Origin of the sequence: Paenibacillus solisilvae (assembly GCF_042656405.1) — a bacterium.
Classification (GTDB): Bacteria; Bacillota; Bacilli; order Paenibacillales; family Paenibacillaceae; genus Paenibacillus_Z; species Paenibacillus_Z solisilvae.
In genome coordinates this window covers 26,160-40,192 of the sequence record NZ_JBHSOW010000030.1, presented here as the reverse complement: position 1 = coordinate 40,192, position 14,033 = coordinate 26,160, and the positions used below count along the sequence as shown (strand labels likewise).

The window sequence follows — 14,033 nt, the reverse complement described above, 5'->3', positions numbered from 1 at the left end:
TGGATACTCCTTTGTTCGTCGGATTATTTAGGATTCGGAATAAAGTCGCCGCCGCGGCAGTTTTTGAGGTAATTAAGCGCATGCACTTGACCTGTCATCTCCAGCTCGCCCTTATACACAGGATCATGCCAGCCTTCGATATCGATGCTGCCTGTATATCCATTTTGCCTCAGGATTGTAATAACGTCCGTCCAGTTCGTGTCTCCAAAGCCAGGTGTCCGGTGCCATACGAATGGCCGCGGACCGTGAATGCCGTACTCGCGGACAACATCCCATGCAATCGTTGCGTCCTTGCCATGCACATTAAAGATCTTGCCTCTCTCCGCCCATTTGCGAAGCTGCGGAATCGGGTCGATCAGACTGACCATCTGGTGGCAGGGCTCCCACTGCAGCCCGATGCTGTCGGATTGGACCGCATTAAACATCAGCTCCCATGCTGTCGGGTTATGCGCGATGTTCCAATCTCCGCTCTCCCAAGTGCCGCCCATATCGCAGTTCTCGAACGCAATTTTTACGCCGCGGTCTTCGGCGCGTTTGGTTAATTCACCGAACACTTGGCCAAACTTCGGTATCGACTGATCGATAGAGCCAGGCATACGTCCTGTGAAGCCGGCTACCAAATTCGTACCGAACAATTCAGCATGATCAATCAGACGTTCCCAGCTTCCAAGTGTATCCGCATTGTCTCCTTCACCTGTAAGCAGATTGCCGAATATGCCTAAGCTTGAGATCACGATATTCTTCTCATCCACGATCTCTCTCACTTGCTTGGCAAGCTCTTTGAGATCTGCCTGTCCGGTTGTCTGCCAGAATGTTAATGAGAAGGACTCAAAACCATGTGGAATGATTTGCGGCAGCACGCGTACAGCGTCATTGCCTCCAACCAATGTACCGATGCGAATATTGTTCATGAGGATCTCCTTTAATATGAAGGTTGTCTGTATTAATATCCCTATCTTAACGAATCAGCATGTCTTATACTATTAACAAATTTACGAAATACTCATACAATCTTACGATTATTATTTACTTGAAGCGTTGACATTGTCTATTAATCAGGGTAAGTTGAGAAAATCGTATGTAAAGTACCTTCTACTGCCATTCTCACCTTTTACGGAGGTCATCCCGATGACAGTCAGTCCTTATAAAGAAAACACTTGGATGCCGGACCAATCCTTTCCCATTAATGTTTTTGCGGTTACCGGCATCGGCCTGCATTGGCATGATCATATTGAATGGGTATATGTGAAGGAAGGAAAGATTCGCATTCAGATTGATGCTGCATATGAACAGCTCAATAAAGGCGAGCTTGCTTTCGTCAATTCCAAACAGCTGCACAGCGCTGCGAAGCTGAGCCCGGATACGGAGCTGATCTGTATCGTTTTTAATGAAGCTTTGGTTCGGGGAAGCGGACTTGATATTACGGAGCTCAATTATTTCATGCCTTACCTGCATCAGCCCATGAGATGGCCAAGCCTTATGCGGCAATCAGATCCCTATATAGAGGAAATGAATGACGCCTTCTCCAGACTGCTGGAGGAATTTGAGCGCAAAGATGCCGGCTATGAGCTGCTTGTCAAAGCGGAGCTGCTTCGTATCTTCGGGCTTTACTTCAGATACGCTCAGAAGGAGGCTGCCGTATCCACTGCACGGGTACAGAAAGCGCATGACCTTACTCGTCTCCTGCACACGCTGCGAGAGCGTTACAATGAAACCATCAGTATCAGCGAAGCCGCGCGAATGGTGAGTTTAAGCCCAAATCACTTTTGTCGTATTTTCAAACAAGTCACCGGCAAAACCTTTATCGAATATATCCATATGATCCGGGTACAGGAGGCAGAGCGGCTGCTTCTGGACACAGACACTCCGATTACAACGATTGGAGAACTTGTCGGATTTTCGAATATGACCTATTTTGGACGGGTATTTAAGAAGATCAAGAACACGACCCCCTCGGACATTCGCAGGAAGAGCATATAAGAAACATCGAAACTTTCTTGATTGCTGCCAGGGGAGCTGGCTCCTACTAATAATCGCCCAGTATGAAGCGCAGATCCGCTTCTTACAGGGCGATTATTGATTCCATAGTATAAGGGTCACGGCTGCCAGAGGTCAGGCTTCATGACCATGAACCCTAACATAATAAGGAGAAGTGCGAGATAAATCCAGATCGACCGGCGAAGCAGTCCGATAATTCTCCCTTTATCCTGGTCAGGCTCATTGAGCTTCCTCAGCTTCGGTGAAAACGCACGAGCCAGGAAGAACAAGGAGCTCAGTAAGATCAGGACGGTAATGATAATCCATGATGACTTCCAGGACCAGGATCCGGCATAAACGAGCAGTATACCGGTTGCGACCAGCACATGTCCGGCATGTTTGGCTAATCGGATGGCCGTTCTGAAGATTACGACATACGCATTTTGCTCGATGATTTCCGCTCCCCTCATCTTGTTAACCAAGGGGATTAATGCGAAAAACGGGCCTATCGAGATAATTGCACTCAAAATATGCAGATACAACAGCAGCTTGTACACTACCGTCACGGTTTACTAATCCTGAACGGGACTAAATTCGTGAACCCAAACACGCATATGCGGCAGCCAAGGCATCCCAGGGTGATACGAAAGGATAGATTGCTTATACTCCTCAACAGTCGAGCAGCCTTCTTGCTTGGCATGCTCATCCGTCAGCTCTCCAAGTGACTGTGAATACACCTTATCCACTCTAAATTGCTTGCCTTCAAGTGTCATGATCTCGCCGACATCCGCGTAGCGGCCGTTGCGGCGAGTCGCTGTTTTCTCTCCGTCAATCACTTTCTGTACATCCGTCTTAACAGTCACCAGACGTTCAATGGTACAAGTTTTTGGCGGTAATTCATTGGTTTGTGTGTGTTGATTTTGCATGTATGTAGAACCTCCTTTTTTCATTTCACCACTTTAACATACTTTAACAGTGATTGCATCTTACCGGCGATTCGGAATCGGAGATCCATGGCTGAGCAAGCCCGGCTGCATCAAAAAACACTAAAGCATAAAGCTGCTTTAGTGTTTGCTGGTTCATTGACTTCATTTAAGGTTAGGATAGCGTGTGTTTATAGTGCTCTAATTTCAAGAAGTTCATATTTAATGACTCCCATAGGTGCATTAACGCTGATGATGTCGCCTACAGCTTTGCCAATTAGCGTACTCCCGAGCGGACTTTCATAAGAAATCCGGTTCTCGAGTACATCGGCTTCAGATGGGCTTACAACCCGATATTCGATTTTCTCCGAAAATTCTACATCGTTCAAGATGACGATCGAGCCGACTTGAACGGTTGAGGTGTCTTTGCTGTCAACCACTCTTGCTTTTTTCAGCATTTTATCGATAATGAGTATTCTTGTCTCCATGAAGGCTTGATCGTTCTTGGCGGAGTGATATTCGCTGTTCTCCTTCAAATCACCATAGCTGATTGCCAGTTTAATACGAGCTGCCAGTTCTCTGCGTTTGACCGTTTTAAGTTCATCCAGCTCCTGTACCAGCTTATCATAGCCTTCAGGGGTTAAAATAACTTCATTTTCATTTTGCGACATTTCTACAGCTCCCAATTCCTCTAACGATTTTTTTATCTTATTTCTGTTTCAATTGTACACTATACGGTGCCATCTTGCGAAAACAAGATGAACCAAAAACTTTCCATTCCCTTGGAAAATGAAAAATCCGCCGCAAAGGCAGTGAGCATTCATGCATGCTCTTCAACCTTATGCGGCGGATTATCTACTAATGAATGATTGAATGAATACTATTTCACATACAAAATTGCGCTTTCTTCCCAAATCTCACCTGGTGCCAAGCTGAACAAACCAATGTCATCAGCAGGCAAATCTACCAGCGGCGCATTCACAAGGCTGATCTGCGGTTCAGGGCAGAAGAAACCTTCTGTCGCATTATTGTTCCAGATCATCCACTGCTTGTACGATGTACCTACATCATAAACAAGCGTTGCGCCAAGCTTCGTATCGGTAAGCTCCATCCGGTTGCGGCCGTTCTGGGCCGATGCGGTGTAATGGTTGTCCATGGAATCAAAGAATGGATAAACGCCTTCACCTTTAAGCAGCTCCTCATCGGCTGTCAGAGGCTGATACGTGCCGATTGGCAGCATGCGTTCGTTAAGCTCCCAACGCTCGCCGATTGTCAGCTTGACGCGGTAATCCTTAGCCGAGCTCTCAGGAGCGAAAGGCGCATTGACGGATGTATGGAAAGCGAAGAGGCAGGGCATAACGTCCTGACCCTCATTGCGGACCAGGATTTGCTGGGACAAGCCCTCAGCGCTGAGGGAATAACGTAATTTAATTGTGAACTTATGCGGCAGGTATTTGTATACCGCGTGCTGCTCGTCCACTGTCAGGGAAACGGTTACAAAGCTCTCTGCTGCAGAGCTTCCGAAGTCAGTTACATCCCATTTCTCACTATGTACAAAGCCATGCAGGTGGTTCCCTGTTGCGGGTTCATTCACCGGGAACTGGTACGTGCGTCCATTCCACAGGAACTTGCCGTCCTCGAAACGGTTCGGCGGGAATAACACCGGAATACCATGGATAAAAGGTCTTGCTTTGAATGATTCCATCTCATCTAAAGTTGGCTCGTGAAGGAAAGTATACTTATTTTCATTGTCCCGGAAAGCAATCAGATTGCCCCCGATTTCCGGTAGAATAGCCGCCTCGTAACGGCCGAATTGAAACCATACCGCTTTCTCGCCTTGATAGGTGCCTTCATAGGCTTTACTAATCGTCATTGAACTTTTCGCTCCTTCATTAAAGTCAGGTCATACGCTCTTAGATTACCACATTATTGTTTATAAACGAAGATGATCGAATAAGGGGATTGAGGACTTTATCAAATAAACCTTTCCCGTTTGAGGACCAGATTTGCGGTCCTCGTAACAGGAAAGGCAATGTTGTTTACCAGACTAAAATCCATACCGTTTCAGCCATAATCCACAAACACTTGTCCATGTTGCGACATGTTCATCTTCAGCAGCCAGTCCCAAACCATGACGGCCCTTCTCGTAGACATGCAGGTCAAACGGAACGCCTGCACGGCTTAATGATGCAGCGAAAGCCAGACTGTTCTCAACCGGTACCGCACCATCATCGGAAGTATGCCATAGAAACGTTGGCGGTGTGTCGGATGTGACTTGACGTTCCGTGCTGAGACGGTTGACCAATGCCTCATCAGGCACGGCGCCAAGTAAATTATGCCGCGAGCCCTCATGCGTATAAGTCTTCTCCATCGTAATGACCGGATAGCACAGAACAAGAAGATCCGGCCTGCTGGATTGACGGTCCACAGGATCAGCCGCATTCGGATTCCCTGAATCGTAAAGCGTGCCGGCGGAAGCCGTCAAATGACCGCCTGCCGAGAAGCCAAGAACGCCGATCTTCCCGCTGTCGATCCCCCAGTCTTCTGCATGCAGCCGCACATGGCGGATCGCCCGTTGAACGTCGTTTAATGCACAAGGATATTGATAAGGAGCAACCCGGTAGCGCAGGACAAAAGCAGAGATTCCAAGCCCATTCAGCCAAAGCGCAATCGGCTCTCCCTCATGATCCGCCCTGCCTCCATAACCGCCGCCCGGGCAGACGATAACGGCTCCTTTGCCGATGCCTTCAACCAAATAGGGCGTTATGGCGGGGCGGTCTTCGTCTGTGCTGCCTGCCGCAAGAGGTGCGCCTTCCGGCCACAGTTCGATTATTTGGTCCGCAGATCCAGCCACTTGATTTCCTCCTGTGTTAACCCAATTTGCGTTGCTTCCAGACAGGATTTCATCTCAGCTTCGTTACGCGGTCCAATAATTGCAGCAGTCGGGAAAGACTGGTTCAGCACGTAAGCAAGCGCGATTTGAATGGTAGATACGCCTTTCTCCTTACCCAGCTTCTCCGCGCGGTAGTACCGTTCCCAGTTCGCATCATTATAGAATACACGGACCAAATCCGCATCGGAGCGGTCTTCAGGCGTAAAGCGTCCAGTGAAGAAGCCGCGGGCCTGCGACGACCAAGAGAATAACGGAAGCTCCGTCCGTTCATGCCAAGCCAGCATTTCATCATCGACGCTGATGCAATCTGCCCAATACGGTTCTTGGGCTTTGCCGAGGCTTAGGTTAGGACTGCTGAAATCAAAGCCGCGCAGACCATGCTCGGCTGCATACCGGTTCGCCTCTTCCAGCCTTGCTGCTGTCCAGTTCGAACCGCCGAACGCACGAATCCGTCCCGCTTCCACATGCTCGTTCAGGATTTCCAGGATCTCCCCGACCGGTACATTCACATCATCGCGATGGAGCGCATACAAATCAATGTAATCCGTGCGCAATCTATCTAAGCTGGTCATCAATTCATTGTAAATCGCTGATTTATTCACCTGAGGACCGTTTTGGTTCGGGTGACCGCCTTTTGTCCATACGTTAATGCTGTCGCGGTTTTTACGCTCTTCGAGCCACATGCCGATCGCTTGCTCGCTTTTGCCGCCGTAATAAATATAAGCGGTATCAATCGTATTTCCGCCGATAGCGGTATAAGCATCCAGATTCGCGGATACGAGTTCATATACTTCAGGAGCAAAATAATCGGAGCCCATGATCAGCTGGGATACACCTTTGTCCAGCCCTTGCAGACTTATGCTTTTCATCGAATTAAACATCTCCTTTAAATTAGATAAGTACACGAGTGCGGGAATAAGCGGATTTCAAGCAAGCGTCAACGACTTTCATGTTGGCAACTGCATCTTCAGGAGCAAATTTCCCGGCAGTCTCTCCCCATACGGTGCGGGCAAACTCGTCCGCCTGCAGGGAATATTGATTTAATTGCGGCTGCGTCACTTCACGCTTGCCGTCTTTGGAATAAACGATAAAATCCTGATTGCCGACAAAGGCTCCCGGAATTTCAATACGGCCTTCTGTCCCCAGAATCTCAACCGTATTACGGAAGGCTGCCCACATGCCGCAGTCGAAAGTAAGTGCTATATTGCCAGGGAACTCTAATATACCCGAAGCCATCATATCCACATTGTCATGCTCAGGCGAGATTAGCGCATGAACTGTAACCGCTTCCGGTTCTGCCCCTAACAATAAACGTGCTGCGCTGATCGGGTACACACCGACATCATAAATGGAACCGCCGCCCCATTCTTTACGATAACGCACATTGCCTTTAGCTCCGGCGTTATTAAACGTAAACGTACCGTGGATACCGCGGATTTCACCGATTTCACCTGATTTGATGATCTCTTTAATCTCCCCGTAACGTGGATGATTCCGGTACATGAACGCTTCGGCGAGGTGAACCCCCGCTTTGCGGCTTGCATCTACCATACGCTGAGCTTCTTGGGCATTAAGCGCAATCGGTTTCTCGCAAAGCACGTGTTTGCCTGCTTCAATCGCACGAATGGACCACTCCATATGCAAATGGTTCGGAAGCGGAATATAAATCGCATCAATCTCTTGGTCTAGCAATATTTCTTCATAGCTTCCATAAGCCTTTGGAATATTAAGCTTCGCTGCCGTCTCTTCCGCCTTGCTGATTCCACGGCTTGCGATAGCGACAACTTCACCTGTTTCGGATTGCTGAATACCGGGAATTACGGAACCGATTGCAATACCGGCACAACCGATTACTCCCCATCGAAGTTTGCGAGTCATGTGTGAACCACCTTTTTCTTGGATTTTCCCCTAGTATAGTCCATTTTCGGTACACATGGAATATAAAACATATTCACGTGATATAACAATCCTGCATGCGCTTCCTTGTTTTCAAGCTGTCATTGAGATATATTCAAATCACCGCAGATCAACAAGAAACGGGGCTTTTTCACTTGGAACATGCTTTACATCTTCTCATATCACGCTTTGGATATATCGGTCTGACCCTGTCGCTTGCGCTTGGGATCGTCGGCGTGCCTGTACCGGACGAGACTCTCCTTACCTATGCCGGTTATCTGATCTGCAGCGGTAATTTAATCCTGCCCTTCGTTATCCTTAGCGCGTTTATCGGAGCAGCAGCTGGAATTACAGCAAGCTACATCATCGGCAGCAAATGGGGTCTTCCTTTCCTGCTTAAGTACGGCCCTAAGCTTCATATCTCTCATCGCAAGATCGAGTCCGCCCAGAAATGGATGACCAAGTACGGTAATTTTCTGCTGTTTGTCGGCTTTTTCGTACCCGGTCTTCGCCATTTGACCGCTTATTTGGCCGGCATATCACGTCTTAATCTGCGCACCTTTATGCTGTATGCCTATACGGGTGCTCTCCTATGGAGCACGATCTTTGTTTATATCGGCTACATGCTGGGCAATCGCTGGCAGACAGTCAAGCATTACATTCATCACTATGGATTCAGTCTGCTGCTCACCGTGAGCCTTGCGGCTCTCTTGGTTATCCTGTATCGCCTTCTGTTCATGAAGAAGATGAAGGCTTGAGAACTCGATTAAAGCGATATTCCGAAATATTTAACCAAAGCATCCTTAAACTCGGCATCCGTCTGCGGAACGAAGACCCGTACACCTTCAGCTGTGAAGATCCGGAATTCCTTGCCGGCAGCGCTGTTGCGGCCTTCCCGTGTACGAACGGCCAGCATGATGTCCTGCTTGAAAATCGATTCCGGTGCATGCTCGCACCAGAAGGAAGCCATCGTATAATCCTTCGCCAGCTGAGGCTCCTCCGTGAAGGAATAAATGCGGAGCCATTCCCCCTTCTTCTGCTCACACAAGAACCAGCCGTAATCCGAATCCCTCTCCAGGCGGTAGCGCTCTACCCCTTGCGGGTGCTCCTTCAGCTCGATCATCTCAATCGGTCTGCGCGGCACAATTCCACCCACGCCTACATCGCATAGATAGAAACCCTCGCCTGCCTGCACCTTTAGCACATGATGACGTCTTTTGGGCGGCGTATTCGTCTCATCCCGCCAGAACCTGGCAACATAATCCGTTACTGTATAACCCAGCTCTCTGAGCAGCCACCCAAACAAGGCATTCAGCTCAAAACAGTAGCCTCCTCGCCTGCGGGTGACGATTTTGTCATAGAGCTGTTCGACTTCAAGGGAAAGCGGCACTCCGTTATAGATATCCAGATTTTCATAAGGCACCGCATGGAGATGACATTCCTGCAGCTTGGCAAGTGTCTCTGCACTGCCGTCCAGCGTTCCCTCAAATCCGATGCGGCTAAGATAAGCACCGGCTTCCATTTTCTTTATGCTCACTTGATCAGCTCCTGTTCGTTTCACGTTCACCATCCGCTCTTACTCTTCTACGCTTTCGGGTTTGTTTCCTTTACTTCCCCATGAAAAGTCTTCATACAAAATAGCGCCTATGAGCCTCCGTTAGAGGATATAGGCGCTATTTCCGAATCCTTCCTGAGAGTCCCTACCCCGCTTCAATCATGGCTTTCCCCTGCGAGTGCAGATACAGCTGTTCATAATAACCATGCAGCTCAAGCAGCTGCGGATGAGTGCCTTCCTCCACAATCTGGCCCTGCTTCATGACCAGAATGCGGTCAGCCTGCATGATCGTTGACAAGCGGTGCGCGATTACGATCGTCGTCCGGCCCTCTGACACGATATTAAGGGCATGCTGGATCATCTGCTCGGACTGGGAATCCAGATTCGCCGTCGCCTCATCCAAAATGAGCACCTTCGGACCGAACACGATAATTCGCGCAAAAGAAATCAGCTGCCGCTCGCCGGCGGACAGCCCGCTTCCCCGCTCAGAGAGTTTTGTATCATAGCCATCCTTCATCCGTTCGACGAGTTCATTAACCCCGACAAGCATGCATGCTTGTATGACGGCCTCACGTGAAATCGTCTCATCGAACAGACGCACATTGTCAATGATGCTGCCTGAATATAAATACGGCTCTTGCTGAACCAGACCGATCAGCCGGTTGAGCGTCTCCTGCGGAATATCCCGGACATCCGTCCCATCGATCTCGATGCTGCCCTTGCTCACGTCATAGAACCGGCAGAGCAAGCTGATGAGCGAGCTTTTACCCGCTCCTGTCGTGCCTACGACCCCGATCATTTCTCCCGGCTTAATGTGCAGATCCAGATCACGAATGACCGGTATTCCTTCCTGATAAGAGAACTGGATGCGGTTAAAATCAATTCGCCCCTGAACCTTCGTCAGATTGATAGTCTTCGCCGCTTCAGCGTCGGTAACCTCAGGCTGTATGGAAAAAATCCCCCATATCCGATTGACCGATACCGTCGCGGATTGCAGCGTATTCCACTGCTGGGTAATCGTATTGATCGGCTGGAAGAACATCCGAATATACGTGATAAACGCGTACAGTACGCCAAATTCGATATTCTTGTTCAGCACAGCCGTGCCGCCGACCCAGGTGACGAAAGCAATTGACAGATTTCCAAGTATATCAAAGGATCGGTTAAACAGCACATTCGTCCGTATTTCCCGAAGATTCGCCCGGAAGTACGATTGGTTCCGGTCGGAGAATTGGTTCTGCTGCTCCTTCTCCTGGTGAAAGACCTGGATCAGATTCATCCCCGACAGGTTCTCCGCGACAAAAGCAACCAACCGGGACAGCTGCGTTCTTGCAATCTGATACGTCTTGCGCATATAGGAGCGGAAACCGACTGCGATGATTGCGATAATCGGCAGCAGCAGTAAACAGTACAGCGCAAGACCCTGGTCGAGCCGGAACATGAGCACGATGATGAAGATGAGCGTCAATCCGTCTCTGAGCATGCTGAGCAGCACTTGGTTAAAGAACTGGTTCAGCGTTTCCGTATCGCTGGATACGTGGGTGATGAGACTGCCGCTCGGCACTCGGTCAAAATAAGACATCGACAGCTTTGAAATATGGCCGAACAGATCCTTACGGATCCTGGCGACAATACTTTGAGCCGCGAATTGAAGCCTGTTATTTTGCATATAGCCAAAGAGAAGACCCAGTACCGATAAGCTGAGATACAACAAGGAAATAAGGATGACCGTTCTGAATTCGGTCTGACCGTCTGCTTTAATGAGATCATCAATGACGATCTTGACCAGATAAGGCTGCGACAAGTCGGCCGCGATACCGAGCACGATTAGAATAAAGACGAAATTAAAGGTTCGCTGATGCGGCTTTGTATAGGCATACAGGGACCGAAAAGCCGAATTATATTTGGGCTTGGGTTTGGGCTTCTCCTGTACATCCCGGCTGGCATTACGCATGCTGACTTCCCTCCTCCTGAATGGCATGGAGCGTTGCATAGATTCCTTTTTGCTCAAGAAGAGCTTGATGCGTGCCGCGCTGAACAATGCGGCCTTCATCAAGTACAATAATCTCGTCCGCGTATTTGAGCGCGCTGATTCGGTGAGCGATTAAGATCGTTGTCTGCTGCCTGCGCTCGGCCCGAATTGCATCCATGATTTTTCGTTCCGTTACCGAATCGACGGCACTGACGCTGTCGTCCAGGATCATAATCGGAGCATTCTTAATAAGTCCCCTCGCCAAGCTGGTCCGCTGCCTTTGCCCTCCCGAGAGCGTAACGCCCCGTTCGCCAAGCTTCGTCTCAAACTTGTCGGGAAACTCAATGATATTTCCGTAGATTTGCGCTTGTTTGGCAGCCTTCTCCACCTGACAGAGAGAGGCGGTCCGGCGGAAGAAGGCAATATTCTCCCGTATCGTTGTGCTGAATAAGAAGCCGTCCTGCGGCACATAAGCAATACCCCCGCGCAGGCTCTCCAGCGATAAGTCATGAATATCGACGTCCCCGATCCGAATCGACCCTTGAGTCGAATCATAGAGACGCAGCAGGAGCTTCACCAGTGTGGTTTTGCCGCTGCCGGTTTTTCCAACGATGCCGATGGTTTTCCCCGGTTCAATAGTTAAATTAATATGATGCAGGGCTTCCTGCTTCGCATCCGGATAGGAGAAGGACAAGTCCTTGATCCGTATGGCCGATTGATGAAAATCCAGCTCCGTGGACTGTTCAATCTCTTCAATATCCGGCTTCATCGCGAACAGATCGTTCAGCCGCTCCAGTGAAGCCCGTGACCGCTGCATGGTATTGATAACGTTACCAATTTGCTGGAGCGGATTGACCATCATTCGGATGTATAAGGTTAATGCGACGAAATTACCGAGCGACATCTTCGCATTCAGCGTTAAGTACCCTCCGAATATAATCGTAATCACTAGAGACAAGGCCCCAAGAAACGGGATTAAGGACTGAAAAAACGAAGATACACGCACGAGTTTCAGCTGATTGTCGCGAATCTGGTCCACGGTCTTACCGAACCGGCCGTTCATAATCGTTTCAACGGCAAATTTCTTCGTTACCCGGATCCCGCCGAACTGCTCTTCCGCGGATTCCGTCATCGTTCCGAGCGATTCCTGGACCGCTAAGGAGCGTTTGCGGATAAGAGGCCCGAACCGGACGACAATCCATGGGATGAACAGAAGCGGTACGACGCAGGCGCCAATCAGATAGAGCGGGATGGAGCTGAAGAGCATCATGGTAACGGCCGATAAGAGAAGAAAGATCGCATTTGCCGTCTGGTTGATACCCATCGAAATGGATTCACGCACGGACGTTACATCATTCATCACATAGCTGAGCAGCTTGCCGACCCCGAATTTGGAATAGAAATGCTCGCTAAGCGCCGTGAAATGATCGAACAGACGTTTTCGCGTGAAGAATTCAAACAGCCTGCCGACATACATAATGTGAAACTGGCCGATACCCCCAAGAAGACCGTAGCTGACGCCAACGCCTAGAAGCATCAAACTGTAGTCAATGACAGCCGACTGCGTCAAGCCTCCCTCTTGAAGCTGGTCGGTAAACCGTCCAAGCAGATGCGGAAAGTAGGATTGAATCATGTTTGCTGCTGCTGTGAACGCAATTCCTGAAGCATAGATGTACCATTTGGCTCGCACAAAATCGACTAACAGACGCTGTGATTTCAATTACAGGATCCCTTTCTGTATGAACTGTGATATGGAACCGTACCGAGCAACCTATATTTGAATTATATCAATAGACCATGTAAATTTGAACCATTTTGGTGAAATAGAATATATAATAAATTAAATAAATCATGAAAGTTAACGCTGGCTGCGCAGAGAGCATGGAATGAACCCTTTACTAATGCCGATCCCTCCTGCCCAATAAACGAAAAAAAGAACCGTTCAAATCCTGAAAATGATTTGAATGGCTCTCTTGAACATTCCATCTGTCTCCTCAAGCCAGCTTCGGGAACAACCCTCCGCGAATAATCTCCCCTTGCTTCAGCGGCTGTCCATCCGTACATATATGCCTTGCCCCGCTGAATGTCGTTCCGTCCTCCATATAAACGATTGCAAGCGCACGGCGAGGCTGATCTGTCTGGTTGGCATGCGCATAGTGGAAGGTTAAGCCATGGTGAAAGGTGCAGCTGCCTGCTTTCATTCGGACGATAGCTGCGGTGTTCCGGTCAATCCCTGCCGCTCCTTCCTGCTGGAAGATATCTTGCGCGTTGACTAAATCAATGTTTTTCAAATTTTTGATTTGCTGCGACCGCGGCACGAACATCATACAACCGTTATGCTCATCCACATCATCGAGAGCGATCCAGATGGAGAGCGCCCGCTGCTCGTTCATCGGCCAATACCCCAAATCCTGATGCCAAGGCGTAGGCTTGGAATCCTGCGGCATTTTGAACAGCGCGTGGTCGTGAAACAGCCGGATCCCCGCATAACCCGACAACTGCCTGGCAGCATCCGCCAATCGTTCCGACAGGATGAAACGCGCCATTCCCCCATGGTCTCTCCAAGTGTTCACCCGCTGGTTCAATACATTGAAGTAGGTGTTGCCCCGCTCCGATGTCTGAGTGGAATGACCGTTTGTGCTTCCCATTACTTCGTTCAAATGCTCGCGCAGCTCCTCGACTTCCGCCGGGCTAAGCATATCATCCACTTGGACAAACCCATTTTCCTGAAAAAAGCGTATCTGTTCCTCCGTCATTTCCTTCAGACCTCTTAGCATCGATCAATTCTCCCCTTTGAACTTGAATAAGATTTCCCTC

General features: G+C 49.2%; 14 protein-coding genes. 2 read left to right on the top strand and 12 right to left on the bottom strand.

All coding sequences use genetic code 11. From position 1 onward, the window contains the following. Positions 1-23: 23 nt before the first annotated feature. Entirely contained in the window at positions 24-911 is an 888-nt protein-coding gene (locus ACFPYJ_RS08210; protein ID WP_379187614.1) for a sugar phosphate isomerase/epimerase family protein, read from the bottom strand. A gap of 217 nt (positions 912-1,128) precedes the next feature. On the opposite strand from ACFPYJ_RS08210, the gene ACFPYJ_RS08205 reads away from it, so the two are divergent. After that, positions 1,129-1,980 (top strand): helix-turn-helix domain-containing protein, encoded by an 852-nt coding sequence (locus tag ACFPYJ_RS08205; RefSeq protein WP_379187613.1) that lies wholly within the window; start codon positions 1,129-1,131, stop codon positions 1,978-1,980. Positions 1,981-2,096: 116 nt separating this feature from the next. Here the strand turns inward: ACFPYJ_RS08205 and ACFPYJ_RS08200 are convergent, their stop codons facing one another. From ACFPYJ_RS08200 to ACFPYJ_RS08170, 7 genes are all read right to left on the bottom strand, one after another. Beyond that, positions 2,097-2,543 carry a hypothetical protein gene (locus ACFPYJ_RS08200; RefSeq protein ID WP_379187612.1) on the bottom strand — a complete coding sequence of 149 codons (447 nt, stop codon included), beginning with the start codon at positions 2,541-2,543 and terminating at the stop codon, positions 2,097-2,099. Positions 2,544-2,549: 6 nt separating this feature from the next. Further along, complete coding sequence (locus ACFPYJ_RS08195; RefSeq protein ID WP_379187611.1) at positions 2,550-2,903, bottom strand: ASCH domain-containing protein; 354 nt, start codon at positions 2,901-2,903, stop codon at positions 2,550-2,552. A gap of 188 nt (positions 2,904-3,091) precedes the next feature. Beyond that, on the bottom strand, positions 3,092-3,571 hold the full coding sequence (gene greA, locus ACFPYJ_RS08190; protein WP_379187610.1) for a transcription elongation factor GreA: 480 nt from the start codon (positions 3,569-3,571) through the stop codon (positions 3,092-3,094). A gap of 209 nt (positions 3,572-3,780) precedes the next feature. Then, entirely contained in the window at positions 3,781-4,773 is a 993-nt protein-coding gene (locus tag ACFPYJ_RS08185) for an aldose 1-epimerase (RefSeq protein WP_379187609.1), read from the bottom strand. Positions 4,774-4,947: 174 nt separating this feature from the next. Continuing rightward, positions 4,948-5,754: an alpha/beta hydrolase gene (locus ACFPYJ_RS08180; RefSeq protein WP_379187608.1), complete on the bottom strand. Its 807-nt coding sequence runs from the start codon at positions 5,752-5,754 to the stop codon at positions 4,948-4,950. Continuing rightward, positions 5,730-6,662 carry an aldo/keto reductase gene (locus ACFPYJ_RS08175; protein WP_379187607.1) on the bottom strand — a complete coding sequence of 311 codons (933 nt, stop codon included), beginning with the start codon at positions 6,660-6,662 and terminating at the stop codon, positions 5,730-5,732. Before ACFPYJ_RS08175 ends, ACFPYJ_RS08180 begins: the two co-directional genes overlap by 25 nt. 22 nt (positions 6,663-6,684) lie before the next feature. Next, on the bottom strand, positions 6,685-7,671 hold the full coding sequence (locus ACFPYJ_RS08170; RefSeq protein ID WP_379187606.1) for a Gfo/Idh/MocA family protein: 987 nt from the start codon (positions 7,669-7,671) through the stop codon (positions 6,685-6,687). A gap of 173 nt (positions 7,672-7,844) precedes the next feature. Here ACFPYJ_RS08170 and ACFPYJ_RS08165 point away from each other — a divergent pair, with 173 nt between their 5' ends. Beyond that, complete coding sequence (locus tag ACFPYJ_RS08165; protein ID WP_379187605.1) at positions 7,845-8,447, top strand: DedA family protein; 603 nt, start codon at positions 7,845-7,847, stop codon at positions 8,445-8,447. An 8-nt stretch (positions 8,448-8,455) separates the two neighbouring features. On the opposite strand, the gene ACFPYJ_RS08160 is transcribed toward ACFPYJ_RS08165, so the two are convergent. From ACFPYJ_RS08160 to ACFPYJ_RS08145, 4 genes are all read right to left on the bottom strand, one after another. After that, on the bottom strand, positions 8,456-9,211 hold the full coding sequence (locus tag ACFPYJ_RS08160) for an arylamine N-acetyltransferase family protein (protein WP_379187732.1): 756 nt from the start codon (positions 9,209-9,211) through the stop codon (positions 8,456-8,458). A 178-nt stretch (positions 9,212-9,389) separates the two neighbouring features. Further along, positions 9,390-11,198: an ABC transporter ATP-binding protein gene (locus ACFPYJ_RS08155; protein WP_379187604.1), complete on the bottom strand. Its 1,809-nt coding sequence runs from the start codon at positions 11,196-11,198 to the stop codon at positions 9,390-9,392. After that, on the bottom strand, positions 11,191-12,936 hold the full coding sequence (locus ACFPYJ_RS08150) for an ABC transporter ATP-binding protein (protein WP_379187603.1): 1,746 nt from the start codon (positions 12,934-12,936) through the stop codon (positions 11,191-11,193). Before ACFPYJ_RS08150 ends, ACFPYJ_RS08155 begins: the two co-directional genes overlap by 8 nt. A 274-nt stretch (positions 12,937-13,210) precedes the next feature. Next, positions 13,211-13,993, bottom strand: coding sequence for a phytanoyl-CoA dioxygenase family protein (locus ACFPYJ_RS08145; protein WP_379187602.1), 783 nt, complete (start codon positions 13,991-13,993; stop codon positions 13,211-13,213). Positions 13,994-14,033: the final 40 nt, after the last annotated feature.